The organism is Lacimicrobium alkaliphilum (assembly GCF_001466725.1).
Taxonomy (GTDB): domain Bacteria; phylum Pseudomonadota; class Gammaproteobacteria; order Enterobacterales; family Alteromonadaceae; genus Lacimicrobium; species Lacimicrobium alkaliphilum_B.
In genome coordinates this window covers 1468196-1494877 of sequence record NZ_CP013650.1, presented here as the reverse complement: position 1 = coordinate 1494877, position 26682 = coordinate 1468196, and the positions used below count along the sequence as shown (strand labels likewise).

The following is a 26682-nucleotide window of genomic DNA, read 5'->3' as shown; positions in this document are numbered from 1 at the left end:
ACCTTATTGTAATAGTGCTGTTACTATTTCCTTTCACTGTTAACGGCGAACCTTTGCAGGTAGCAGTAGCCAGTAATTTTAAAGCCCCGCTGGAATCCCTTGCCGATAGTTTTGAGAAACAACATGGGCATAAAATCACCGTCATCAGCGGCGCCACCGGCAAACAATACGGTCAGATTCTGCAAGGTGCGCCCTTTGACGTTTTTCTTGCCGCCGATTCCAGACGCCCCGAATTACTGGAACAACAAGGTAAGATAGTAAAAAACAGCCGTTTCACTTATGCCATCGGCCAGCTGGCTTTATATACCCCGAAACATCCACACCCCACGCAGGAATTTCTTACGACAAGCCGTTTTAACTATCTGGCGATTGCCAACCCGCGTCTGGCGCCCTATGGCCTGGCCGCACAGCAATATCTTCAAAGCCGGGATCTGTGGCAGCCACTACAAACTAAACTGGTACGGGGAGAAAACATTAATCAGGCCTGGCAGTTTGTACACAGCGGTAACGCCGAAGCGGGCCTGCTGGCCTTAAGCCAGCTGCTACAGGCTGATATCTCAAAAGATTATTATTATCTGGTGCCAGCAGAACGTTACGCCCCGATTGTGCAACAGGCAGTGGTTCTGAAGACCAGCCCTGCGGCAACCGCATTAAGTGATTTTCTGCAAAGCGATAGTGGCCGTAAGGTCATTGCACTGTGGGGCTACGCCCTGCCCGACAGGAAGGACACCGATAATAAAGGTACAACCCATGTTCGCTGACGGCGATCTGATGGCCCTGTGGCTGACCCTTAAACTGGCCTTTATCAGCACCCTTATTTTGCTGGTATTGGGCACGCCGCTGGCCTGGTGGCTGGCCCGCAGCCGCTGGCGGTTTAAGTTTTTATTAGAGGCGATGATCGCCCTGCCACTGGTGCTGCCCCCAACGGTACTGGGCTTTTATCTGCTGCTGGCGCTGGGGCCGGACGGCCCGCTGGGAGCTTTATCGACCCTGTTTGGCGGCAGCGGGCTGGCCTTTAGCTTTAGCGGCCTGGTAATAGGCTCAGTCTTCTATTCCCTGCCCTTTGTGGTACAGCCGCTGCAAAATGCCTTCGCCTCGGTTCATCCTGCCACCCTGGATGCAGCCGCTACCTTAAGAGCTGGTCCTCTGGATCGTTTTTTTACTATCGCCCTGCCTCTGGCCCGTCACGGGTTGCTCAGCGCCGCAGTATTAGGTTTTGCCCATACCTTAGGGGAGTTTGGTGTAGTACTGATGATTGGCGGTAATATTCCGGGTCAGACCCAGGTGGTGTCCATCGCCATCTATGAACATGTGGAGGCGCTCGATTACGGCGCCGCTCACGGCTTATCGGCTCTGTTGTTGGGGCTGTCTTTTATTCTGCTGCTGGGGATTTATGCTCTCAACCGGCGCTTTAAACTGGTCAGCCCATGAGTATCCACGCCAATCTGACACTTAAACGGGCTGACTTTGAGCTTAACTGCGCCTTTGAACTGCCAGAGACCGGCATCAGCGCTCTTTTTGGCCCCTCGGGCTGTGGCAAAACTACCCTGCTGCGCTGTATTGCCGGGCTGGAAAAAAACTGCACCGGCACCCTGTCGGTTCAGGGCCATGTCTGGCAGGATAACAATCACTTTATACCTGCCCATCAGCGACAACTGGGTTTTGTGTTTCAACAGCCAAACCTGTTCGCCCACTTTAGCGCACTGGGCAATATCCGCTATGCGCAAAAACGCGCCTGGCCGGGCAATAATAACAAAACCATTGAAATAGACGGGCTGATTACCCTTTTAGGCCTTGAACCGCTGCTTGAGCGTAAGCCTCATACCCTTTCCGGCGGCGAACAGCAACGTGTCGCCATAGCCCGCGCTCTGGCCATCAACCCGGCGTTGTTGGTGATGGATGAGCCCTTATCGGCACTGGATTATCAGCGTAAACAGGAAATTCTGCCCTATCTGCAAAAACTGCATAAAGAGCTGGCCATCCCGATGCTCTATGTCAGCCACAGCCGCGATGAAATCGCCCAACTGGCCGACACCTTACTGCTGATGGAAAATGGCAGGATTCAGGCACAGGGGCAGCTGTATGAGTTACTGACCAGACTGGACTTACCCCTGGCCCACCGCAGCGATGCCACCACGGTGATCAGAGCACGAAGGGCGACACCGGAGCCGGAATATTGTTTAACCCGTCTGGATACAGAAATCGGCGAATTATTGCTGCCCGGACTGCACTCAGCCGATGGCGAATTCAGGGTGCAGATCCACGCCAGGGATGTGAGTCTGTGTCTTGAGCGTCCGAACCATTCCAGCATACTGAATATCCTCAGCGCACAGGTAGACACCTTACAGCCAGAGCCTCAGGGTCAGATTCTGGTCAGGCTTAAAGCAGGAAAAACTATACTGCTGGCCAGAATCAGCCAGAAATCAGCAATGATGCTTAACTTAAGCCCTGGAACCCGGCTATATGCCCAGATAAAAACAGCTGCCCTGGTGCAATAACTACCGAATCGGCAGATACCAGCTAAACTCTCAAAAACACTTATATGCCAGTGGGTTAATATATTCCAGCTAAAGGCATTGTCGTTGTTAAGCCACCAATATTCAAAATGGCTTTTGGAGTAAAGATGAACAAATACAGCCTGAAGTCTATTTTTATTGCCTTTGTGTTTATTGCTTTACTGGTCACCACATTGGTAGCGACCGTTATCAATATCAGCCAGTTTTCCTCACTCTACTACGGCAAGACCGAGCAGGAGTATCTACCTGATGCAGTCGGCCGCCTGAGTGCAGAGATTCGTGGTGAGATCATGACACCCATTACCCTCTCAAAAAGTCTTGCTCAGAATAGCCTGCTGCATGACTGGATGGCAGAAGATGAACAACAATCCTCATTGCATAGCAGGGTTCTGGCATACCTGAAAAACACCAAACAGAATACCGGCGCAGCAACCATATTCTGGGTGTCAGCGCGCAGCCAGAACTACTATACCGAACAGGGACTGTTTAAATCTGTTGCTGCCAGCGAGCCCCGTGACAAGTGGTTTTTTGAGTTTCTGGCCAGCGATAAAGAGCTGGAGCTGGCGATCGATTCAGATGAACGTAGCGGCGTACTGACCATGTTTGTCAATGTGCCGGTTATTGTGGATGGCCAGCGCGTGGGTGTGGCCGGCCTCGGTTATGATGTGACAGAAGTCTCCAATATCGTTTCCCGTCGCAGTCTGGGAGAGAACGGTTTTGTGTTTCTGATTGACGGTAGTGACAGAATTATTGCCCATACGGATAGCTCAAAAGTGGGCGAAAACATCCGCAATATCAAAGGCTATCAGGCCGTTGCTGCGCGCAGCGATCAAAGCAGCGAGTTCTCCCTGTCTGAAGCACAAATCGCAGGGCTACAGATGTATCTGGCCTTACAGCAGGTCAGAGATTCTGGCCTGAAAGTGGTTGCAGCCTTGCCCACGGGGGAAGTCAGTGGCGATATTAATAAGGTGATCCTGCTTTCCGTGTTGGCCAGTTTAGCGCTGGCACTGGTGTTTATTTTTCTTACGGTTGTGTTTGCCAACTGGCTGAGTCGGCAGATTCGCGGCGTCGGCGATCAGTTACTGGAAATGTCCGGCCATGGCGGCGACCTTACCAAACGGCTGGATGATTCCACTGACAATGAACTGGGCCACCTGGCACAGGGCTTCAATGCCATTATCGGCAAAGTGCGCGAATTAGTGGCCGCCATTCAGCAAACGGAACAGGCGATGGTACAGGGCATTGAACAACTGGCGGGCCTGGCCGAAAACACCTTTAAGGCTACTGAATCACAGCGCTCACAAACCGATCAGGTGGCCACCGCGATTACCGAAATGGGACAGACCATTAACGAAGTCTCGGATGTGGCCAGCCGTACCGCCAACGATACCGATTCGGCGGTCAAAAAAACCATCGACACCAACAACAATATGCAGCTTACCTCTGAAACCATGCAGGAGCTGAATCAGGTAATGGAAATGGTCAGCCAGACCATTAACGACTTTGCCGAACAGGCATCGGCGATCAATTCGGTGGTGGAAGTGATCAATGCCATCTCTGAGCAAACCAATTTGCTGGCGTTAAATGCCGCCATTGAAGCCGCCAGGGCCGGAGAACAGGGCCGTGGATTTGCGGTGGTGGCCGATGAAGTGCGCAACCTGGCAAAGCGCACCCAGGATTCGACCAAAGAGATTGGCGATCAAATCACCCGGTTGCAGAAAACCTCTGCAGAATCTCTGACCGCAGTGCAGGAAGGCAATGCCAGCAGTAAAAAGGTAACCGAGAGCACGCGCCAATCGGCACAGTCTTTAAAAGAAATCCAGCAACGTTTTGAAGAAATCAATGCCGGCAATCATCAGGTAGCCGCTGCCACCGAAGAACAGGGTGCCGTGGTGGAACATATTAACCAGTCGGCCCATTTAATTTCTGACAGCGCCGGCACCATTCACGACAATGCCGAGCAGCAATTGCGGGCCATTGAGACATTGCAGCAACGGGCCAGTGAATTGCGCAAACTGGTAAATCAGTTTAAAACCTGAGTCTGACACACCCGTTATTCACCATGCTTTTAGCGGCAATCCAGCGACCTTTTACACCATAAACACAAAGGCACTGGATGCCCGATAACCGCTTTCGGGCATGACACCCCCGTCATTCCCGCGCAGGCGGGAATCCAGTGCCTTAAACATTAAACATAAACACACTGGACATGCCCGCATGACGTTACTGTAATTGACGCAGCGGATGCTCTGCAGGCACGCCAAGTTTATCCAGCATCGTCGTATCGGGCTGTTTACTGGATTGAGGGGGGATCACCAGGGTGGTGATCTGGTTAAGGGTCGCATTCACCAGTTCTGCTATAGGCACGCGCTCTAAGCGCGGCTGCCAGATGGGCAGGTCGGCGGCTTCATAGAGAATCACCTGATGCTCCGGCGAGTACCACTGCCCGAGCTTTTGCACCAGCAGCGCGAGCGCGTCGCGGTCACTATCGAGCCTTTTCAGGGTATGATCACCGGCGATGCTGATCTGCCACAGCACCAGATAGGCACTGGTATCAATCTGTTGCTGATAAAACAGAAACTGGCTGGCTTCCATCTGCACACAGCCGCTGTCCATAGGGTCTTCACCCAGATCAGCCCACAGGCAGGCATCGGCACTGATGCCAGGCTGCATTTCGGCGCGGTAACCCAGTTCGCGCAACTGGCGAATGGCCTGATGAGGGGCCAACTGGCAATGCCCGGATGGCCGTAGCAGGCCCAGCATACCTGCCTGCCCTGCTGTACCTGTTCCACCACCGCTGCCACCATGGCCTTGTAGCTGTCGAGCCGGGTTTCACCCTGTGCGTAAAAGGGCTGCATATCCACCAGATTAGGGTTTAAACGGGCCAGAAAATCGGTCAGATAATGGCTGTTGGCATGAAAAAACACCACATCCGCCTGCTGCAACTGGTTTTTCGTCAGCTCACTAAGCTGGCTGCCCAGGGTTATACCCAGGCCAATACAGATCAGGGAGCCCTTATTCTTAGTCACCACTAAGCTCAGACTGATAAACAACACAGCAGTTGCGGCCCTTGTCCTTACAACAATACAGGGCCTCATCGGCCTGCTTAAACAGGGTTTCAAATTCCGTGGGCGCAGTGGCGGTGCTGATGCCAAAACTGGCGGTGATATTAATCTTCTGCTCCCCCACCTCAAGCGGGTTATCGGCGATGGCCGCCCGGCACTGTTCTGCTCTGTCAAAGGCATGCTTAGCGTCACAGCCGGGCAAAAACAGGGCAAACTCTTCGCCGCCCATACGCGCTAAGAAATCCTGCTCACGGATATTACTGCGACATAACGCGGCGATATGGCTGAGCACCTTATCGCCCACATCATGGCCGTACTGATCATTGATGCTTTTAAACAAGTCCAGATCAAACAGCAGCAGGCTGTGCACCTGACTGCCGCGACGATCGCCCAGGCGCCGGTTCACCAGTTGGGTAAAGTGGCGGCGGTTATACAGGCGGGTCAGAAAATCTGTGGTGGCCAGCGTCGTTAATTGGGCCCGTTTACGATTCAGGCCATACAGGGCCAGCAGCAAACCGCCTATCACCGCACTGCCACCTAAGGTGGCGTAAAGACGTTGTTGCTGCTCGGCGCTGGCCTGAAGTTGGAGCAATTTGTTTTCACTGGTAAGCAGCGCCAGGCGGTTCTGGCTGTCAATATAATCGGCCTGGGCCAGATAAAAAGCGATACTACGCTGCTTAAATTCATCCATAAACCGGTTCAGGGCACGGATATGGGCCTTATAGTTATCCATGGCCCGCCCGGACTGGCCGTTTTGCTCACGAATTTCGGCCAGCAGTAACAGGCTCTGGTTTTCGAGGCGGCTGTCGCCAATCTGACTGGCCTGCTGGTGCACCTGCTGCGCCAGTGCCATGGCCTCGCTGATTTCACCCAGCTTAAAATGGGCCTGGGCCAGATAATAACGGGCACTGGCCAGGGTAAAGGGAAAGCCAATAGCCTCAAGCGCCGGCAGTATTTCCAGCATATTGGCTTTTACCAGGGCGGGATTATCGACAATATCCACTTCGGCAGTGTATACCGTGGTTGTATATTGCATCAGTGGCTCACCGGCGTCTAAACAGCGCTGTTCAGCCTCCCGGGCCTCGCTCCGGGCATATTGCTTATGCAGTTTAATTTCTGCTGAGAGCACTAATATCTGACTGATACACTGGCTTCTGGGAGAGGCTGAGGCCTGAGCAATATTCAGCGCAAAGTCTTTTGCCTGTTTATATACCCCGGCGCTAATATGGAGCTGGGCGGCTACGGTATAGACAGCAGCATGAAGTTCCTGGTCCGCTACCTTCGCTATATCTTTAAGGGCCTGATACAGGGATTCATAGGCAGTTGTATAATCCTTACGAGCTTCATACATATTCGCCAGCAACAGATGCCCTTTAATACGACTGGCAGTAAATGGGCTTTGCCGCAGCGGTTCCAGCAGAGATATGGCTTCAGATAACTTGCCCTGAATAGCAAGCAGATAAGCCTGAATATAGATAAACTGGTGCTGTTGGGCCGGACTAAAAGAATCAGAAGACTGCTGTAGTTGCTTGAGAATGGCTCTGGCATTATCCGGGGCGCTGGTACGCTGGCTTTCTGCCAGATCCAGTTGCTGTTGAATTTGTTCGCCAGCAATTGGCTCAGCAAAGACTGACGAAAAAGGTAGTAGCAACAGGGCCAGTAATAACAATGCAGCCAGGCACTGATACCCGGCGGGTTCTGGCTTCTGGCCCGGAGCCATTTATTTCACTGGATGGAAAAACGTAACAGGTTTAACGGTTTTACCTGTTAATTGCTCAATCGCATCTTTATCGCCGCTGGTTACCGCGTCGATTTCACTGGCACTAAGGCCATAATTTTGCATGGTTTGCACTGCATCATCGGCATAAGCCTGATGCAGTGTAGCGTCGGTGGCAAGTTCCTGAATAAATTGAGCCAGTGTTGTCATGCTTTACCTTTGTTATTGGTTTTTATAAAGAATTCGTCGCTATCTTAGCATGACTTTTATCCTCGACAACTGCAGAAATGACGTTAGCTGCGGCAACAGCGAATCAAAGGCGCTGGATTCCCAGCAACCATTGAATTACCAAAGTGCCAATATTAGCACCCTGCGATCAAAGGTGCTGGGCATGCCCGCTAACACCTTGCGGGAATAACCCTCTGCGATCTCTGCGTCTCAGCAAGATCCCCGGCTTTTCTTTGTTTGCTCTCGCAGCGGCACTTTAGTCATCAATTTCCTGCTCCTGCCGCTGGTCTTTTAGTGCTGCTTTACTGCGTTTAAGAATAGCCTCAAAATGCCCCTGTTCGCGCAGTGTATCAACAGCAGCCTGAATTCGTTCAGCCCAGATAAAGGCCGGACTTTGTTTTGACAAACCGATATACACCGGCGCTTCGGTGGTCAGTGCCAGAGGCTGGGCCTTGAACTGCCCGCTAAATTCCGGTTTATTGATGATGATCTGTCCCAGGTAGTCGGTAGCCAGCATCAATTCGATACGCCCTTTTTGCAGCATGCCGAAGCCGGCGTCCAACGAATGCACTTCCACCAGTTGCAGTCGATGGCGAAACAATTCAAAACCCTGAGAATAGGTAAAACCTCTTACTGCGCCAATTACCCTGTCCTGAAGATCCGTCAGTTTATTTATCTGCCCGGGAAAATCACTTTTTGAGAAAAACAGGCTGGTAGCAGCCACTGAGTAAGGCATCATCTGCATATATGCCTCACGTTCCGGATTCTTTCTCAGGCCTACCATCAGATCGGTTTCACCCTGTTGCATTTTCAGTAAACAACGGGGGAACGGGGTATCGGCAGTAATGGTGAGAGGGATGTCCAGATGGGCCATTATGGCTCGGATCACATCAATACTGTGGCCTGACCAACTGCCATCCTTATTAAGGATCTGACGGGGAGGAAAATCATCTACACAGAGTTCGACGCTGGCTGGCACATCAGCCGGTGCTGAATTTGACTGAGCAAGGCACCAGGGTGCGATGGCCAACAGAATAAACAGGCTCAGTCTCAACAACAGTACTCCTGCAAGGCAATAGCTATCAGCTTATTATCGGAACTCAGGTTTAGCAAGGCTTCCTGGGTAATAGCAGCGACTCAGGCTTTTTGAATCAGAAAATACAGCGCCTCAACCTGCTCCTCTGAGTAACTATGGTTGGCACCATACATATTCAGTATCTGAATCATATCCTGCTGTTCCTGCTCATCCAGATAACCTTTTACGCCCATAGACCATTGGCTGAACTCCCTCCCGACGACTGGGCCGCGACTCAGAATACGCAGATTATGATGACGTTTATCCTCGCTGATTTTTCCCATCAGTGCCTCTACCTCACCCTTCCCGCCCTCGAGCACCTGAATAAAGTGTTTATCGGTGGCCAGCAATCTGCCGGTTATCTGTACCCCGGCGTTATAGATTTTGGCCTGAATGGCAATATCATCCAGTATGGTCTGAGTCACAGGGCCAGTAGCATCACTGATATAGATAAGCTGATAAAGGCGTTGTTGAGTCACAGCAGTATCACCTTATTTGCAGATTGAACCAGATAGATTACCGAATTGGTTGCCACCAGGATCATGGTGTGTGTTCCGGTAAATAGTGCTCCAGCCTGTTAATCAACAGTCTGTATGCCGGTGTCTGGGGATGCAGCCAGTCAAAATGTCCGGCGCGGGGTAATCTGTGATGTTCAAAGCCGTCACTCTGTGTCAGGGGCACAATACTGTCCTGCTCACCATGAAGAAGAGACACTGTGGAGGGGAGTTTATCCACACTGATCTGTGCCTGCTCATAGGCCGCTGGTGCCTGTAATGACGAGCCCCCCATAAATCCGGCGGCGGCCTTTTGACAGCCGTTATCACCCAGCGCGTATTCAGAAATATCGGTAATCGCGGCAAGACCAACGACCGCATCCAGGGATGGTAAATCATTGTGCTGCGCTGCCAGCAATGCCAGATGACCACCCGCCGAGTGACCGGTCAGAACCACACGCTCAAGATCTACGGAGAAATCTTGCAGTTGTCTGATATGACTGATGCCTGCTATTACATCTTCCAGACTGCCCGGCCAGCCGCCGCCGGGATCGCCGCTACGCCGGTATTCTATAGACCACACAGCAAAACCGCTATCGGCCAGGGCGGTACTTAAGGGGTAACTATGGCGGATATCATATGCACTTAACCAGCAGCCACCGTGCACAAAAATAACCAGAGGTGCGGGATTATCAGCGCTGGCACTTTCAGGCAGCCATAGTCCACCGAATTGCAATGATTGCGGACCATAGTTAAACCTGTGATCCGCCTCTCTCCAGGGCAAGGCGGTTATGTTCTGGTAACTGACATTCTCAACGATCGTCGCAGTACTTGTCTCTGCAACCGGACCTGCAGCATTCACAATATTGCTGCCAGAGCCGACAATCCATAGCGCTATCAGATAAACCCGTAAACGGCCCGCAAGCACCATGATGTCACCCCTGATGATTTTGTGATGACACTAGGGGATTTTTCGCCCTTGTGCAATCCTTATTCAGTTTCCTCATCGGCAGCAGGTACCCTGACCCAGCCTTCCATTAAGACTCTGGCGCTGCGGCTCATGATAGCTTTTTCTACCTGCCATTGGCCTTTTTCCAGTACCGCTTTGGCACCCACCTGCAAGGTACCGGAGGGGTGTCCAAAAGTCACCGACTCACGCTCCACCCCACCTGCGGCCTGATTAACCAGGGTGCCGTGCATGGCTGCGGCCACGGCAATGGCCACAGCAGCGGTGCCCATCATGGCATGGTGCAATTTGCCCATAGACAACGCCCGCACCAGCACATCAATATCTTCAGCGTTAACCGCTTTACCACTTGAGGCGATATAACCGGCCGGGGGGGCGACAAAGGCTATTTTCGGCGTATGCTGGCGTGCAGCGGCCTGGCTTAGTTCGCTGATCAACCCCATTTTCAGGGCACCATAAGCACGTAATGCTTCAAAGCGCTCCAGCGCTTGCTGGTCTCCATTAATCGCGTCCTGTAATTCGGTGCCGGTATAGCCAATATCCAGGGCATTTACAAAAATGGTGGGAATACCGGCATTGATCAGGGTGGCCTTAAGTTTACCGCCTGGCACCAGATGCTCCGGCACTTCTAATTCATCCACAAGATTGCCTGTGGGGAACACCGCACCTTCGCCATCGGCCGGGTGCATAAATTCCACTTTCACTTCGGCGGCAGGAAAGGTCACGCCATCAAGCTCAAAATCGCCGGTTTCCTGCACCTGACCCTCTGTTATTGGGATATGGGCGATAATGGTTTTTTCGATATTGGCCTGCCAGATGCGTACCACGGCAGTGCCATTTTCGGGAATACGATTTCTGTCCACCAGCTCATTACTGATGGCAAAGGCACCCACAGCGGCGGTGAGATTGCCACAATTGCCGCTCCAGTCGATAAAGGGCTTGTCGATGGCCACCTGGCCAAAAAGGTAATCCACATCGTGATCCACCTTTGTGCTCTTAGACAAAATCACCGTTTTGCTGGTACTGGAGGTAGCCCCGCCCATACCGTCGGTATGCTTGGCGTATGGGTCCGGGCTGCCAATCACACGCAGCAGCAATGCATCTCGCTCCGGCCCTGGCTTCTGGGCTGCTTCGGGCAGATCCTTAAGGCAGAAAAACACCCCTTTGGAGGTGCCACCACGCATATAAGTGGCGGGGATTTTTAATTGCGGTTTAAACTTCATACTTTATTCCTGTTCAGATTCACCACTGAGGCACGGAGAGCATAGAGGGTTTACACATCTGCCAAGCGGTTTTCTGGCTAAAACCACGACCCACATAATCAAAGGCGCTGGATGCCCGACTACAACATTCGGGCATGACCCCATTGGCAATCCGTCTTTCCCGCGAAGGCGGGAACCCAGCGCCCCTTATCAGATGATTGAAGGCATACCTGCAGTAATCCCGCCGTTGGAAAAAGATCCTGACTTTCGTCAGGATGACGTTCTTCTCTGTGATCTCTGTGGTGAAATCCTTTTTAGTTGCTCTGCAGAAAATCCTTGGCAAAGCGCTGCAACACACCACCGGCTTCATAAATAGACAGCTCTTCGGCGGTATCAAGGCGGCATTTCACCTGCACCTCCTCGGTGCTTCCATCTTTACGATGGATCACCAGGGTCAGCATGGCACCGGGGGACGGCTCACCTTTAACATCGAAGGTTTCACTGCCATCGATGTTCAGGCTGTTGCGGTTCTGACCGTCCGTGAATTCCAGCGGTAACACGCCCATACCAATCAGATTGGTGCGGTGAATGCGCTCGAAACCTTCAGCCACAATCACTTCCACCCCGGCCAGACGCACCCCTTTGGCGGCCCAGTCACGGGATGAGCCCTGACCATAATCGGCACCGGCTATAATAATCAGCGGCTGCTTACGCTGCATATAGGCTTCGATAGCATCCCACATGCGCATCACCTTACCTTCTGGCTCAAGCCGGGTCAGCGAGCCCTGAATGACCTCACCTTTTTCATCCCGAACCATTTCGTTAAACAGCTTGGGATTGGCCAGGGTCGCCCTCTGTGCGGTCAGATGGTCGCCGCGGTGAGTGGCGTAAGAATTAAAATCTTCCTCCGGCAGCCCCATTTCCGCCAGATATTCGCCAGCGGCGCTGTCCAGCATAATGGCATTAGAAGGCGATAAATGATCTGTGGTGATATTATCTCCCAGTACCGCCAGTGCACGCATACCCTGCATATCGGGCTTACCGACAAAGGCACCTTCCCAGTAGGGAGGACGGCGAATATAGGTACTTTTTTCACGCCAGTCGTACAGGGGGTTGGTGTCTTCACCGTAATCCACGCTTAATTCAAACATGGGGTCGTAGACCTCGCGGTACTGCTCAGGCTTCACCGCCTGTTTGACGATGGCGCTAATCTCTTCATCATCGGGCCAGATATCCTTTAAGGTCACTGGGTTACCCTGTGCATCATAACCCAGGGGATCTTTTTCGATATCAAAGCGAATGCTGCCGGCAATGGCATAGGCCACCACCAGCGGTGGTGAGGCCAGAAAGGCATTTTTGGCATAAGGGTGAATCCGGCCATCAAAATTACGATTACCGGAGAGCACCGCCACCGAATACAGATCGCGTTCGACGATTTCCTTCTGGATTTCAGGATCCAGAGCCCCACTCATGCCGTTACAGGTGGTACAGGCATAGCCCACCACGCCAAAACCCAGCTTCTCAAGCTCCGACAACAGGCCGGCTTCTTCAAGGTAGGTTTTCACGGTTTTTGAACCCGGTGCAGTGGAGCTTTTTACCCAGGGTTTACGGGTTAAACCCAGCTTATTGGCATTGCGGGCAATTAAACCCGCAGAAATCATATTGCGCGGATTACTGGTATTGGTACAGCTGGTGATGGCGGCGATAATCACCGCGCCATCGGGCATTTTACCCTCTTCCTGTTCGTATTTACCGGCAATACCGCGCTTGACCAGATCCGAGGCTGGAAGCAGCGCGTGGGGATTGGACGGCCCGGCCAGCGTGCGGCGCACCGAGGATAAATCAAATTTCAGCACTTTTTCATATTCGGCGGATTTGAGGCTGTCGCTCCATAGACCTGTGTGCCTGGCAAATTTCTCCACCAGCTCCACCTGTTTGTCTTCACGGCCGGTCAGGGTCAGATAATCGGTGGTTTGTTTATCGATGTAAAACATCGCCGCAGTGGCGCCGTATTCCGGTGTCATATTGGAAATGGTGGCGCGGTCGCCAATTGACAGGCTGTCGGCCCCTTCACCATAAAACTCCAGATAGGCACCCACAACCCGCTGTTTGCGTAAAAAGTCGGTCAGTGCCAGTACCATATCGGTACTGGTGATACCGGGTTGCAGCTTACCGCTGAGTTCTACGCCGATAATATCCGGCAGGCGCATATAAGAAGCCCGGCCAAGCATCACGCTTTCCGCTTCCAGCCCGCCAACGCCGATAGAAATCACGCCCAGCGCATCCACCATAGGTGTATGGCTGTCAGTGCCCACACAGGTATCCACAAAGGCCACATTGTCTTTAACCTGCACCACAGGCGACATCTTCTCCAGATTGATCTGGTGCATAATGCCGTTACCGGGCGGGATCACATCCACATTCTTAAAGGCGGTTTTGGTCCAGTTAATAAAGTGGAAACGATCTTCGTTACGCCGCTCTTCAATAGCACGGTTTTTGTCAAAGGCATCGGCCTCGAAACCGGCATGCTCCACAGCCAGACTGTGATCCACAATCAACTGGGTCGGTACTACCGGGTTCACTTTGGCCGGATCGCCACCTTGTTCGGCGATGGCATCACGCAGACCGGCCAGATCTACCAGTGCGGTCTGACCAAGGATATCATGGCAAACCACCCGCGCCGGATACCAGGGGAAGTCCAGATCCCGCTTACGGTAAATCAGCTGTTTGAGGGCATCGGTAAGCTGCTGAGGCTCGCAGCGACGCACCAGATTTTCTGCCAGCACTCTGGAGGTGTAAGGCAGTCTGGCGTAGGCACCGGCTTCGATTTCATCCACCGCCGCCTGAGTATCAAAATACTCCAGGCTGGTGCCCGGCAAGGATTTACGGTATTGGGTATTCATTACTCCCCCTTTAGTATCTGGTCATTGTTGGGCTGTAGGGGCGAATATATTCGCCTGACCAGGTCTGACTTGCTCCCTGGTAGCCCAATAAATTGGGCCCTACAATCTCAGCGAAACGCAATCTCACAGCAGAGACGCTGAGGTCACGGAGATTTATCCGTTGATCACCTACATAACTCTGTGTTCTCTGCCTGCCCTGTCCCTTTAACTAGGTTGTTGTCGGACTAAAGTCCGACCTACAGGGCCGTAGGTCGGGATTTATCCCGACATTCCACACGGCGCACAACTGGCTTTACGAGATCCTGACTTTCGTCAGGATGACACGGCTAATTTCTATTAATCCCGCTCTGCCATTGGCGGTACATTGCGTGGCGCTTCACCGTTATAATCTGCCGAGGGGCGGATAATGCGGTTATCGGCGCGCTGCTCCATCACATGGGCGGCCCAGCCAGTAAGCCGTGACATCACAAAAATCGGCGTAAACAGCTTGGTGGGAATGCCCATAAAGTGATAGGCCGAAGCGTGGAAGAAGTCGGCATTACAGAACAGTTTCTTCTCACGCCACATCACTTCTTCACAGCGCTCGGAAACCGGATATAACACAGTGTCGCCCACATCTTCGGCAAGCTTTTTGGCCCAGGTCTTGATCACTTCATTGCGTGGATCAGAGTCGGAATAAATGGCATGGCCAAAGCCCATGATTTTCTCTTTACGCTCCAGTTTGCCCAGCATTTCTTTCTCGGCATGCTCCGGCGAGGTAAAGCCTTCGATCATCTCCATGGCGGCCTCGTTAGCACCACCATGCAACGGACCACGCAGAGAACCGATGGCACCGGTGACACAGGAATGCATATCCGATAACGTCGACGCACAAACCCGGGCGGTAAAGGTCGACGCATTAAACTCATGTTCGGCATAGAGGATCAGTGACACATGCATTACCTGCTCGTGCAGGCTGTTGGATTTTTTACCGTGCAGCATATGCAAAAAGTGAGCGCCGATAGAGTCATCGTCGGTTTCTACATCAATACGCACGCCGTCATGAGAGTAGCGATACCAGTAACAGATAATACTGGGGAAGCAAGCCAGCATGCGATCGGTAGCCTGTTGCTGCTGATCAAAACTTTCTTCTGTTTCGAGGTTACCCAGCATGGAGCAGCCGGTGCGCAATACATCCATTGGGTGGGCATCAGCAGGAATACGCTCCAGCACTTCTTTTAACGCATCAGGCAGGCCTCGCAGACTGCGCAGGGTCTGTTTATATTCATTCAGTTCCTGCTGATTCGGCAGTTTGCCTTTAAGGATCAGATAAGCCACTTCCTCGAACTGGCACTGTTTGGCCAAATCTTTAATATCATAGCCGCGATAGGTTAAGCCCGAACCGGATTTACCCACAGTTGAAAGGGCCGTTTTACCTGCTACCTGGCCGCGTAATCCGGCCCCTTTTAGTACTTTTGCCATTCGATGTTCTCCTGAAAATTTTGCTGTTATTAAATCTGTTTGTTCACCATCGGCCACAGAGCCAATTAAAAGCCTTTCTAACCACAGAGACACAGAGGGCACAGAGGCTTATCCACTGATAACATCTACATCTCCGAGTTCTCTTTTTTAATACTCAGTTGTCGGACTGAAGTACGACCGACAGCGCCTGGGAGCTGTTATTAAATCTCTGAGTCACTGCGACTCTGCGAGATCCTTTGCTTTTGCCTGATTGATCACGCAGAGGCGCAAAGGCGCAGAGCAACCAAAAGACAAATCCCCAATACCTCTGTGCTCTCCGTGCCTCTGTGGTAAAAATGCCTTTGCTTACTCTTTGCCTTTGGCGAAGAGCTGGTCGAGTTTTTGTTCGTATTGGTGATAATCGAGATAGTCATACAGCTCCATGCGGGTCTGCATGCTATCTACCACGGCTTTCTGATCGCCCTGCTCCAGAATGGTCTGATACACATTTTCGGCCGCTTTGTTCATGGCTCTGAATGCGCTTAATGGGTACAACACCATATCAGCACCCCACTCGCCCAGTTGCGCCTTGTTCCACAGCTCGGTCTTACCGAACTCGGTAATATTGGCCAGAATCGGCACATCCAGCGCTTGTGCAAAGGCCCGATAATGTTCTTCGGTCTGAATCGCCTCGGCAAAAATGCCGTCAGCACCGGCCTCAACATAGGCCCTGGCACGGGCTATCGCGGCCTCTAAGCCTTCCTGAGCAAAGGCATCGGTGCGGGCCATAATAAAAAAGTCCGGGTCAGTACGGGCATCTACAGCCGCCTTGATGCGATCCACCATTTCTGCTGTGGAGACAATTTCTTTGTTGGGGCGATGACCACATCGCTTTTGCGCCACCTGATCTTCCATATGTACCGCCGCCGCACCGGCCTTTTCCATATCGCGGATGGTCTTGGCGATATTAAAGGCGCCGCCCCAGCCGGTATCGATATCTACCAGTAAGGGTAGATCACAGGCAGCGGTAATGCGCTGTACATCCACCAATACGTCGTTTAATGAAGTCATGCCCAGATCGGGAAGCCCATAAGAGGCGTTAGCCACCCCGCCACCAGACAGGTAAATGGCCTGATGACCGATTTTTTTCGCCATAATGGCTGCGTAGGCATTAATGGTCCCGACGATTTGCAGGGGCTGGTTGTCGGCCAGCGCCTGACGAAATTTCTTACCTGCACTCATAGTCTTTCCTCTGTTTGCATAAATTGTGTTATCTGATCTTTCGATTTAATTAACCTTACACACTCGGGTGCTGTTGTTGTAATTGTGAACTCTCCACAGCATGGATGCTGTGGCGAAGCGTCCATGGATGGATTTACCGCGTGTCCTCAATTACAACAACAGCATCCGCTACCTTTGGCTACTTAGCTTCCAGTTTGGCGGCAATATTATTTTTCGAATATAAAATATGGCGACGCATCAGCATTTCTGCCAACTCTTCATCACGATGGGATATGGCCTGCACGATATGCCGGTGCTCATCAAAGGCTGTGGTCACTCTGGGGCCGGCCATACCCAGCTGCACCCGGTACATACGCACCAGATGATAAATACCGTTAAGTAACATGGAGATCAGGTGCTGATTTTTACTGCCAAGAATAATGCGGTAATGAAAATCCACATCGCCGGCTTCCTGATAATAAGACTGCCCCTGTTTCACTTCCTGAAAATGGCTGCTGAGCAGCTCATTCAGCGCGGCTATCTCGTCATCAGTCATATTTTTTGCCGCCAGCCGCGCCGCCATTCCCTCAAGCGATTCCCTGACCTGATACAACTGCACCAGGCCTTCAGGTGTCAGCGCCACTACCCGGGCACCAATATTGGCTTTACGCTCGACCAGGTTACAGGTCTCAAGACGATTTATAGCCTCGCGCACGACCGCCCGGCTGACCTGATACTTTGTCGACAATTCGGTTTCACTGAGCTTTGAGCCAGCAGGGATCTGCCCCTCGACAATATCAGTGCGCAGACGATAAAAGGTTTTATCTGCCGAAGTCACCGGTTCTTCGCTGAACATACTCAACAAATGTGCATCACCTGATTGCCAAAAGTGTCGACAATATAGTCACATATTACTGGCTCGTCAAATAAAAACCATTATATTGTCGACAAAACCAGCTTTTCTTTGCTGATTCCTGACAAGGCGGTTGTCGCAATGGTGAAACTTAATTTGGCTGCACTGCGAGGATTTGCCATGCTATGGATAGCCCCCAATAAACGGAGATCGAATGTCTGACATCACGCTGCCACTGCAATATACCTATATCGAAGCCCTGCCAGAGGGGTGCATCGAATGGCAGCCGGATACTATTGCTACGCCCGAGCTGGTGTACCTGAACCGGCCACTGGCAAAGCAACTGGGGCTGGAGCTGGAGTCTGCTGATGACAAAACCCTGCCCTCCCTTTTTGCCGGCAACCAATTACCAGGCACCATCAAACCTTTTGCGCAGGCCTATACCGGTCATCAGTTTGGCCATCTGGCGCCCATGTTAGGTGATGGCCGCGCTGTCGTTCTCGGCGAGTGGTTAGACAGCGACGAAAATCGCTGGGATCTGGCCTTAAAGGGCTCTGGCCGTACGCCCTTTTCCCGCGGTGGAGACGGTAAGGCGGCTCTTGGCCCCATGCTACGCGAAGTGCTTCTTAGCGAGGCCTTGTATCATCTGGGCATTGCCACCACCCGCAGCCTGGCGGTAGTGGCAACCAATGAACAGGTGTATCGCCAGCAGGCACTGCCCGGTGCCATTTTAACCCGGGTAGCGGCCAGCCATATCCGTATCGGTACCTTTGAGTATTTTGCCGGCCAAAATGATGTGGCGAACCTGAAAACGCTCGCCGATTACACCCTTAATCGCCACTACCCGGATTTAGCGCAACAGCACAACCCCTATCTGGCGATGCTGGAGGCAGTGATAGAAAGGCAGGCAGAACTGGTAGCGAGCTGGATGAATCACGGCTTTATTCACGGCGTGATGAACACCGATAATATTACCCTCTCCGGTGAAACCATCGATTACGGCCCCTGCGCCTTTATGGAGCAGTATAAGCCCGGCGCCGTATTCAGCTCTATTGATCAACATAGCCGTTACGCCTATGCCAACCAGCCTAAGATCATGCACTGGAATCTGGCCCGTTTTGCCGAAACTTTATTGCCACTGCTTGATGGAGAAGATGAACAAAAAGTCGAAGTGCTGACAGAAACCATCAACCGTTTTCCGGACATGTACCGCCGTTACCTGCTGCAAGGCCAGCGGCAAAAACTCGGACTGTTTTACAGCGAGGATAATAACGATAGGGCGCTGACTGAACGCTGGCTGGATCTACTGCACCAGAATAAAGTGGATTTTACTCTGGCCTGGCGTTACCTCAGTGATGTATTAAGGGGCAATACCGAGCCCTTACTAAAACTCTTTGACGATGAGGACGGCCTCAACAGCTGGCTGAAAGACTGGCAACAGCGTCTGCATAACGACCAGCCAGATAGTGCTGAATTCAGTCCGGCGCAACGGGCCGCAAAGATGAATACCATTAATCCTTTTCTGATTGCCCGCAACCATATGGTAGAAGCGGCACTCAGCGCCGCCAGCGATGAGAATGACTACAGCCTGTTTAACGACCTGCTCAGCGCCCTGCAGCAGCCCTTTGAGGAGAATGCGCAAACCCGGCCCTTTGCTACTCCGGCACCCGAGGAGTTTACCGAGCGCTATCAGACCTTTTGTGGCACCTGAGCGGTCGGTTAATTAATCGCATGAAAGTAGTAAAAAGCCTAAAGATAGCAGTCACCAGCGCCTAATTGTCGTTTGTACGAGAAGCTGAAAGTAAACATTGCGACCTTGTGCACAATGCAAGACTGGCCCCCATTATTTCCCATATTGACACGGGGCCACAGTCACGTGTTATAAGCCCGGTGTACTTTCAGCTTCATCTATACGTATCCAAATAAAAGGCCATAAGAGCAACCACAAAGTAACTAGTAATACCGCAAGCACGAAGTATAACCAAAAGACTTCGCCATATTGCCCGGAAGCAAAATTCTTTGCTGCACAACATGAAACAAGTGCAATAACTGCCCCATACACTCTTATTAAATTTATATCTTTATTGCTTTCCCAGCCGAAAACAATCAAAGAAAGCAGGCATATGATAAATATTGAGCAACTAGCTTGAGAGTAGGCCGAGAATGAAAAATCCAAACTCAAGGCTATAAACCCTAATTTAAAAGCCGCATAAAATGCGGCAAAAGACTGGGCAACATCAAAAAATAAGTCTCTTTTTCTTGATTTTCGCAGCATAGAATTGCTGAGGTTGGATATAAAAAAATAGAACAAAAACCACAACAAATATGCATAGTTTAAAAGTACTTGCAGTGTGTATTGACTGTTTCCAGGCCAGGTTATTTGGCCAAGATGTGTTGGCAGGTTACTCATTAGAGCGACGAAAAATACACCGAGCGTACCGGCAATCCACATATCCTGAAAGGCCAATTTGGCACTTTTCCTGTTTTCCTCGCACTTGGCAGGCTTATTTCGACAAAGTATGGACCACAACATCGGACTTACCTTTTCCCATGCTTTATAAGGCTTTTGACTATGTTTTAAACGAAATTCAGTATAAGTCCAAAACCAATTGTTCTTACATGGTGTTACTGTACCTAATTTTTTTCTCTCCGAACAAGCAATTGTCGATGGCACCTCTCACCATTTAGAATGCCATTGATGCCGATAGAGCCACGATCAGGAGCCCAATCCATCCCGGATGCATACCTTTGGTGGCGAAAAGAACCAACGCGCTGGAGAGGCCCATAGAGATGACGGTGGCGCTTAGAAATATGCTCTGAACATCAGTATCCGGATACCCCGCCATAAACAGGAGTCCTCCGGCAATGGCCAGGCCGAATACAGATACAATGTGCCAGGTAGCCCATAATATTCTTACGTGGCGTTCTCTGAGTACCGGTTGTCCCTGGGTTGGCACAAGGGTGTTCTTACGCATGCGTCTGAAAATCAGAACTTCTCCTAATACTGAGTGTACAACGGCTACGATGCCCGCAACTAACCCTGCTACTACCAACCAGCTTTCACTTTCCATTAGATGTACTCCTTTATAACAGTGAGCGACAACTCCGGCATGGCAGCACGCTCGATCCAGGCCTTTTATCCAAAACAGCTGTGTGTCGGTATAAAGCCTGACGCTGGCCACCGACATAAAAAACACTTTACCCCATCGTTAACGGGGCGACCATAAACCTGATGTATTAAAGCCCTTTTTATCAACTGATAATCACCGCAACAGAGAATTGGGCTGAATGCCATATTGAGCTTATTGGGATATAAAAAACGCCGCATCGGCATAACCCATACGGCGTTTTTTAAGAGATGTAAAAAGGCTGGGTTACAGCGCTTTTTCAAGCTCCGGCAGTACTTCAAATAAATCGCCTACCAGACCGTAATCGGCTACCTGGAAGATAGGTGCTTCTTCGTCTTTGTTGATGGCAACGATAATCTTGGAGTCTTTCATACCTGCCAGATGCTGAATGGCACCTGAGATCCCTACTGCGATATACAGATCCGGTGCAACTATCTTACCCGTCTGCCCCACCTGCATATCGTTGGGTACAAAACCGGCGTCCACAGCGGCGCGGGAGGCACCAATGGCGGCGCCGAGTTTGTCGGCAATGCCTTCGAGCAGTTTAAAGTTATCGCCGTTTTGCATACCGCGGCCACCGGAAATGACCACAGAGGCTGCGGTGAGTTCGGGGCGTTCTGATTCGGTCAGCTCAGCGCCAACATACTCGCTGAGGGTATTCTCTTTAACCGTATCCAGGTTATCGATGCTTACACCATCCTGCTCACCGGCGGCATCAAAGGCACTGGTACGTACGGTAATTACCTTGATGGCATCTTCAGTCTGCACGGTGGCGATGGCGTTACCGGCATAGATCGGGCGCACAAAGGTATCGGCACTTTCCACTTTGATAATGTCGGAGATTTGCGACACATCTAACAGCGCCGCGACGCGGGGCATAAAGTTTTTCGCGGTGGTGGTAGCTGCTGCCAGAATATGGCTGTAGTCCTTACCCACTTCGGCTACCAGCTCGGCGGTATTTTCCGCCAGCTGATGGGCGTATGCGGCGTTGTCGGCCAGCATCACTTTTTTCACGCCTGCAATTTTTGCAGCCTGTTCGGCTATCGCCTGGCAGTTTTCGCCGGCCACCAGCAGGTGTAAGTCATCGCCAATCTGGCTGGCAGCATTAATCAGCTTAAGGTTTTCAGGCTTAAGGTGTTCGTTGTCATGTTCTACGTAAACCAGAATTGCCATATCAAATCACCTTCGCTTCGTTTTTCAGTTTATCCACCAGCTCAGCCACATCGGCCACTTTCACGCCGCCCTGGCGCGCCGCAGGCGGCTCCACTTTCAAGGTTTTAACCTTGCTGTGAGTCTCCACCCCAAAATCTGCCAGGGCTTTGACATCCAGCGGCTTACGCTTGGCTTTCATAATATTGGGTAAAGAGGCATAGCGGGGTTCGTTTAAGCGCAGGTCGGTGGTGACCACTGCTGGCAGGCTCAGGCCAACGGTTTGCAGACCGCCGTCAATTTCACGGGTGACTTTGACCTTGTCACCATCCAGTTCCACTTTAGAGGCAAAGGTACCCTGGCCCATATTGCATAGTGCCGCCAGCATCTGGCCGGTCTGGTTATTGTCAGAATCGATAGACTGTTTACCCAGAATAATCAGCTGTGGCTGTTCTTCTTCCACCACCTTTTGCAGTACCTTGGCTACCTGTAATGACTCCAGCACCTCGTCCGTTTCCACATGAATACCACGATCGGCGCCCAGTGCCAGTGCGGTGCGGATCTGTTCCTGGCAGGCTTTGGCACCAATTGACACCACCACCACTTCTTCGGCTTTGCCCTGCTCTTTTAAGCGTACGGCTTCTTCTACCGCGATTTCACAAAAGGGGTTGATGGCCATTTTGGCATTGGTGAGATCCACGCCGGAGTTATCTGCTTTAACCCGCACCTTGACGTTGTAGTCGATGGCGCGTTTTACTGGCACTAGTATTTTCATTCTGCCGCCTTGTTTGAGGTTTTGTAGGGTCTGAGAGCTTTCGGTCCCTGTTAAGGAAACGCCTGATTTAATGGCGCTCAATGTACTTACTGTTGACGTAAACGTCAACCAACACTAGCCTATGCCAGCGTGCAGTTTGATTTACGTCAATTTAAACATTCTGCTAACTGTGGTTAACTTACCTTATTTTCAGCAATTTTAGGAGCGTGACAGGTGGAAAGAGAATCGATGGAGTTTGACGTCGTTATTGTAGGTGCAGGGCCCGCCGGACTTGCCACCGCCTGTCGCCTGGCCCAACTGGCGCAGGAAAAACAGCAGGAGCTGATGATCTGCGTGGTGGAAAAAGGCTCCGAAGTGGGCGCCCATATTCTCTCCGGCGCCGTGCTGGAAACCCGCGCACTGTATGAACTCTTCCCCGACTGGGAGGATAAAGGTGCACCATTGACCACCAAAGTCAGCGACGATCATATTTATTTGCTTAAAGATGAGCAAAAAGCCAGCAAACTGCCCGGCTTTATGGTGCCCAAAACCATGCATAATGAAGGCAATTATATTGTCAGCATGGGCAATGTGTGTCGCTGGCTGGCGGAGCAGGCCGAACAGCTGGGCGTTGAAATCTTCCCCGGTTTTGCTGCCGCTGAGCTGATTGTTGAAGATAATAAGGTCGCCGGTGTGCTGACTGGTGATATGGGCGTGGATGCCAAAGGCGAGCACAAAGACAGTTATATGCCGGGTATGGAGCTGCGCGCCAAATACACAGTGTTTGCCGAGGGCTGCCGTGGCCACCTGGGCAAGCAGCTGATTGAAAAGTTCGAACTGGATAAAGGCAAGTCGCCGCAGCATTACGCCATCGGCTTTAAGGAAATCTGGGATGTACCTGCTGAGCAACATCAGGAAGGCCTGGTCGTGCACAGTGCCGGATGGCCACTGAGTGAAGCCAGCGGTGGCGGCTATCTCTATCATGCCGAGAATAATCAGATTCTGGTGGGCCTGATTGTGGATCTGAATTATAAGAATCCTTACTTAAGCCCCTTTGATGAATTCCAGCGCCTCAAGCATCACCCGGTTTACGCACAATACCTTAAAGGTGGTAAACGGGTATCTTATGGGGCCAGAGCCATCAGTAAAGGCGGCTTTAACTCGCTGCCGAAGATGACCTTCCCGGGCGGGTTGTTGCTGGGCTGTGATGCCGGCACCCTGAACTTTGCCAAAATCAAAGGCAACCATACTGCGATGAAGTCGGGTCTGCTGGCCGCTGAGAGCCTGTTTGAGGCGCTGGGTCAGGATAAAAAAGGAGAAGAGCTGACTGACTTCAGCCGCCGCTTTGAAGATTCCTGGCTGTACGACGAGTTGTACCGTTCACGCAACTTCGGTCCGGCCATCCATAAATACGGCACCTTCTGGGGCGGCGCCTTTAATACTCTGGACCAGAACTGGTTTGGCGGCAAGCTGCCGGTCAACCTTAAAGACGAGCACCCCGATCACGAACAACTGCTGCCCAAAGAACAGTGCCAGAAACTCAGCTACGCCAAGCCCGACGGTGAGTTGAGTTTTGACAAACTGTCATCGGTGTTCCTGTCTAATACCAATCACGAGGAAGACCAGCCCTGCCATCTGCAACTGATTGATGAAAGCGTGCCTATAAAGGTTAACCTGGCCAAATATGATGAGCCAGCCCGGCTGTATTGCCCGGCCGGGGTGTATGAAATCATCGAGGAAGGTGACGGGCCTAAACTGCAGATCAATGCCCAGAACTGTGTGCATTGTAAAACCTGTGATATCAAAGACCCGACACAGAATATCCGCTGGGTAGTACCCGAAGGGGCTGGTGGGCCCAATTACCCGAATATGTAAGCCGTGCCGGGCAGTGCCGACGTTTTATCGGCACTGGTCTGATAGGCACAATGACAGAACACTGCCATGCTTTTTGTTAATCTGGTACTGAGCCCCTGAGGGCTGATTGAGCCAGACCTGCAGACCCGAGGTAAAATGAAGCATTATTTACCCTTGATGTTCGCCCTGATACTTGCCCTGGCGGGTAATGGTTGCGCCGTTGACACGCGCCCCGTAGTGACGGTGTATGCCTACCACTCCGATCCCCCTCTCTATTTGCCAGAAAAAAATAATGACCTGAGCCAAGAATGGGTTAAAAAATTTAATCACTGGCAGGATCAGGTCGAGTTCAGACTGGTGCATCTGCAACGTACTGAGTTAAACCGGCTTGTTGATGCCGGCAAACCCTATGTGATTCTGTGGGCCAACCCGCTTTGGTTCGCATTCAGAGACAGCCAGCTACAGAGTTCGGAGCCGATTTTCTGGGACGCCGATATCGTCATCAGCAGCTCACAGCAGCCTCTTCAGTATCAGGGGCCTGAGGATTTTCGCGGCCTTCGTCTTGGCGGCCGAAAGGGGTTTTACTATAAGGGACTGGAACAGATTATCGAGGATCGAGAGCTTCTGCGTGTTGATGTCGGGCATGATATCGACAACTATCAGCGCCTGTCCCGCAACGAAATCGACGCCTTTATCATGACCCGCGCCAGCTTTTTATATTGGCAACAGCATAAACCCGAACTGAAAGAACTTTATGTAGCCAGAACACCCCATGATGCCTACTCAAGGCACCTGTTGGTCAGCCACGGATATCAGAATCTGTTGCCACTTATCAATGATTTTGTTGAGCACTGCGCGCAGTCATTGCAATGGCAGGCGCGGTTAAAATACTGGGGCGTCGAGAAGCTGCTGAATCCGTTCGAACTGGAGTTCGAAGAGCTGATGGATATAGAACCGCAGCAAGCGCCTGACGACCCGAAAAGCCCGACTAGCTCTCTCTAGTCGCCGTTTGTTCAGTACACTCCTCATCCCTGAGTGTCAGCACGTCATATCCATCTGACGTAACAGCAATGGTGTGCTCCCATTGCGCCGATAATTTTTTATCGCTGGTGACCACCGTCCATCCGTCTTTTTTGACTTTCACTTTGGCCTTGCCCTGATTGATCATCGGCTCGATGGTAAAGGTCATGCCCTGTTGCAGAACCAGGCCAGTTCCCGGCTGTCCATAGTGCAGCACATCCGGTGACTCGTGCATTTGTCGGCCAATACCATGGCCACAATACTCGCGCACCACCGAGTACCCCTGTTTGTGGGCATGTTGCTGAATGGCATGGCCAACATCGCCCAGTCTGGCGCCGGGCTTAACAACACGTATTCCCTCCCACATTGCCGCATAGGTTGTTTCCACCAGTCGTCTGGCAAAGGGGGTCACCTCACCAAGCATATACATCTTACTGGAATCGGCGATAAAACCGCCCTGCTCCAGGGTGATATCCACATTAACAATATCACCGGACTTCAGCTTCTGATTGTCAGCCGGCACACCATGACAAACCACATAATTAACCGAGGTGTTGAGTACGTAGCGGTAACCATATTGCCCCTTGCTGGCGGGGCGGGCACCGAGTTGTTCAACAATATAGCGTTCTGCCAGGTCGTTGATCGCCATCGTGGAAATACCAACGCTGATCTGGTCATCGAGATAACTGAACACCGATGCCAGAAGTCGCCCTGACCGGCGCATCAGCTGCAACTCCCCGGCACTTTTGAGTATCACCTCAGCCACCGGCAATCTTCCTTATATTAACATCGGCCTGCCGCATCTGTTCACTGACTATTTCAGAAAAAGACATACCCGGGTTGGCCTCAGCCAGCATGCCCATTTTTATCCAGTACTCGGCCTGAGCATTAATGGAGCGAACCATTACCGAGCTGGCCTTACGAATTTCTTCGTGCAATTCATCACTGATCTTAAGGATACCCATCTGAGCCCCTTATATACGAAACATATATGGATCATATATTTTCGATACGCTGATCGCAACAACTTCTGTAGCCAGCCGCGTCTGTGCCTTGGCGTCTGAAAAAGCATCAGCCGGATACCTACTTTGCGCTG

Annotated in this window: 24 protein-coding genes and 1 pseudogene; 7 read left to right on the top strand and 18 right to left on the bottom strand. The window is 51.7% G+C overall.

The features are described from left to right. Nucleotides 1-53 precede the first annotated feature (53 nt). From modA to AT746_RS06760, 4 genes are all read left to right on the top strand, one after another. Nucleotides 54-761 (top strand): molybdate ABC transporter substrate-binding protein, encoded by a 708-nt coding sequence (gene modA / locus AT746_RS06775; RefSeq protein WP_197414340.1) that lies wholly within the window; start codon nt 54-56, stop codon nt 759-761. After that, on the top strand, nt 751-1431 hold the full coding sequence (modB, locus tag AT746_RS06770; RefSeq protein WP_062478177.1) for a molybdate ABC transporter permease subunit: 681 nt from the start codon (nt 751-753) through the stop codon (nt 1429-1431). Before modA ends, modB begins: the two co-directional genes overlap by 11 nt. Beyond that, nucleotides 1428-2498, top strand: a complete 1071-nt coding sequence (gene modC, locus AT746_RS06765) for a molybdenum ABC transporter ATP-binding protein (protein WP_062478174.1) — start codon at nt 1428-1430, stop codon at nt 2496-2498. Before modB ends, modC begins: the two co-directional genes overlap by 4 nt. 125 nt (nt 2499-2623) lie before the next feature. Continuing rightward, nucleotides 2624-4555, top strand: coding sequence for a methyl-accepting chemotaxis protein (locus AT746_RS06760; RefSeq protein WP_062484043.1), 1932 nt, complete (start codon nt 2624-2626; stop codon nt 4553-4555). 184 nt (nt 4556-4739) lie between these two features. Here AT746_RS06760 and AT746_RS19610 read toward each other — a convergent pair whose 3' ends face one another. From AT746_RS19610 to AT746_RS06705, 12 genes and pseudogenes are all read right to left on the bottom strand, one after another. Continuing rightward, nucleotides 4740-5279, bottom strand: coding sequence for a hypothetical protein (locus AT746_RS19610; RefSeq protein ID WP_062478171.1), 540 nt, complete (start codon nt 5277-5279; stop codon nt 4740-4742). A gap of 23 nt (nt 5280-5302) precedes the next feature. Beyond that, nucleotides 5303-5476, bottom strand: a pseudogene (locus AT746_RS20275) (hypothetical protein); the annotation flags it as partial. A 61-nt stretch (nt 5477-5537) separates the two neighbouring features. Continuing rightward, nucleotides 5538-7301: a diguanylate cyclase gene (locus tag AT746_RS06750; RefSeq protein WP_062478168.1), complete on the bottom strand. Its 1764-nt coding sequence runs from the start codon at nt 7299-7301 to the stop codon at nt 5538-5540. After that, on the bottom strand, nt 7302-7508 hold the full coding sequence (locus AT746_RS06745) for a hypothetical protein (RefSeq protein ID WP_062478165.1): 207 nt from the start codon (nt 7506-7508) through the stop codon (nt 7302-7304). Nucleotides 7509-7782: 274 nt separating this feature from the next. Then, the gene (locus AT746_RS06740; protein WP_197414338.1) at nt 7783-8583 is read right to left on the bottom strand and encodes a substrate-binding periplasmic protein; all 801 of its coding nucleotides are present in this window, start codon (nt 8581-8583) and stop codon (nt 7783-7785) included. Between the two features lie 80 nt (nt 8584-8663). Then, nucleotides 8664-9080 carry a BLUF domain-containing protein gene (locus tag AT746_RS06735; protein ID WP_062478159.1) on the bottom strand — a complete coding sequence of 139 codons (417 nt, stop codon included), beginning with the start codon at nt 9078-9080 and terminating at the stop codon, nt 8664-8666. Nucleotides 9081-9141: 61 nt separating this feature from the next. Next, entirely contained in the window at nt 9142-10026 is an 885-nt protein-coding gene (locus tag AT746_RS06730; RefSeq protein ID WP_062478156.1) for an alpha/beta hydrolase, read from the bottom strand. A 59-nt stretch (nt 10027-10085) separates the two neighbouring features. Continuing rightward, a complete protein-coding gene (gene prpF / locus AT746_RS06725) occupies nt 10086-11285 on the bottom strand; it encodes a 2-methylaconitate cis-trans isomerase PrpF (protein ID WP_062478154.1) in 1200 nt (399 codons plus the stop codon). A gap of 293 nt (nt 11286-11578) precedes the next feature. Then, nucleotides 11579-14167: a Fe/S-dependent 2-methylisocitrate dehydratase AcnD gene (gene acnD / locus AT746_RS06720; RefSeq protein WP_062478151.1), complete on the bottom strand. Its 2589-nt coding sequence runs from the start codon at nt 14165-14167 to the stop codon at nt 11579-11581. 336 nt (nt 14168-14503) lie between these two features. Then, nucleotides 14504-15628 (bottom strand): bifunctional 2-methylcitrate synthase/citrate synthase, encoded by a 1125-nt coding sequence (gene prpC / locus AT746_RS06715; RefSeq protein WP_062478148.1) that lies wholly within the window; start codon nt 15626-15628, stop codon nt 14504-14506. 345 nt (nt 15629-15973) lie between these two features. Then, on the bottom strand, nt 15974-16849 hold the full coding sequence (gene prpB / locus AT746_RS06710) for a methylisocitrate lyase (protein ID WP_062478145.1): 876 nt from the start codon (nt 16847-16849) through the stop codon (nt 15974-15976). Nucleotides 16850-17027: 178 nt separating this feature from the next. Then, nucleotides 17028-17684: a GntR family transcriptional regulator gene (locus AT746_RS06705; RefSeq protein ID WP_082633177.1), complete on the bottom strand. Its 657-nt coding sequence runs from the start codon at nt 17682-17684 to the stop codon at nt 17028-17030. A gap of 211 nt (nt 17685-17895) precedes the next feature. Between AT746_RS06705 and AT746_RS06700 the strand changes: the two genes are divergently transcribed. Continuing rightward, nucleotides 17896-19392 (top strand): protein adenylyltransferase SelO, encoded by a 1497-nt coding sequence (locus AT746_RS06700; protein ID WP_062478142.1) that lies wholly within the window; start codon nt 17896-17898, stop codon nt 19390-19392. Between the two features lie 168 nt (nt 19393-19560). Here the strand turns inward: AT746_RS06700 and AT746_RS06695 are convergent, their stop codons facing one another. The 4 genes from AT746_RS06695 to AT746_RS06680 all read right to left on the bottom strand — a co-directional run bounded on the left by AT746_RS06695 (nt 19561) and on the right by AT746_RS06680 (nt 22733). After that, nucleotides 19561-20214, bottom strand: a complete 654-nt coding sequence (locus AT746_RS06695; protein ID WP_062478139.1) for a hypothetical protein — start codon at nt 20212-20214, stop codon at nt 19561-19563. A gap of 151 nt (nt 20215-20365) precedes the next feature. Further along, a complete protein-coding gene (locus AT746_RS06690; protein WP_062478136.1) occupies nt 20366-20752 on the bottom strand; it encodes a hypothetical protein in 387 nt (128 codons plus the stop codon). Between the two features lie 303 nt (nt 20753-21055). Next, nucleotides 21056-21982, bottom strand: coding sequence for an electron transfer flavoprotein subunit alpha/FixB family protein (locus AT746_RS06685; RefSeq protein ID WP_062478133.1), 927 nt, complete (start codon nt 21980-21982; stop codon nt 21056-21058). A gap of 1 nt (nt 21983) precedes the next feature. Beyond that, nucleotides 21984-22733 (bottom strand): electron transfer flavoprotein subunit beta/FixA family protein, encoded by a 750-nt coding sequence (locus AT746_RS06680; RefSeq protein WP_062478130.1) that lies wholly within the window; start codon nt 22731-22733, stop codon nt 21984-21986. A gap of 213 nt (nt 22734-22946) precedes the next feature. On the opposite strand from AT746_RS06680, the gene AT746_RS06675 reads away from it, so the two are divergent. Both AT746_RS06675 and AT746_RS06670 read left to right on the top strand, forming a co-directional pair. Beyond that, nucleotides 22947-24587, top strand: a complete 1641-nt coding sequence (locus AT746_RS06675; protein ID WP_231731032.1) for an electron transfer flavoprotein-ubiquinone oxidoreductase — start codon at nt 22947-22949, stop codon at nt 24585-24587. A 135-nt stretch (nt 24588-24722) separates the two neighbouring features. Beyond that, nucleotides 24723-25568: a substrate-binding periplasmic protein gene (locus AT746_RS06670; protein ID WP_062478125.1), complete on the top strand. Its 846-nt coding sequence runs from the start codon at nt 24723-24725 to the stop codon at nt 25566-25568. Here AT746_RS06670 and map read toward each other — a convergent pair. Together map and AT746_RS06660 are read right to left on the bottom strand one after the other, a co-directional pair. Next, a complete protein-coding gene (gene map / locus AT746_RS06665; RefSeq protein ID WP_062478122.1) occupies nt 25555-26352 on the bottom strand; it encodes a type I methionyl aminopeptidase in 798 nt (265 codons plus the stop codon). The two genes, AT746_RS06670 and map, sit on opposite strands and share 14 nt — an antisense overlap. Further along, nucleotides 26345-26551 (bottom strand): ParD-like family protein, encoded by a 207-nt coding sequence (locus AT746_RS06660; protein WP_062478119.1) that lies wholly within the window; start codon nt 26549-26551, stop codon nt 26345-26347. The genes map and AT746_RS06660 overlap by 8 nt, the downstream gene beginning before the upstream one ends. Nucleotides 26552-26682: the final 131 nt, after the last annotated feature.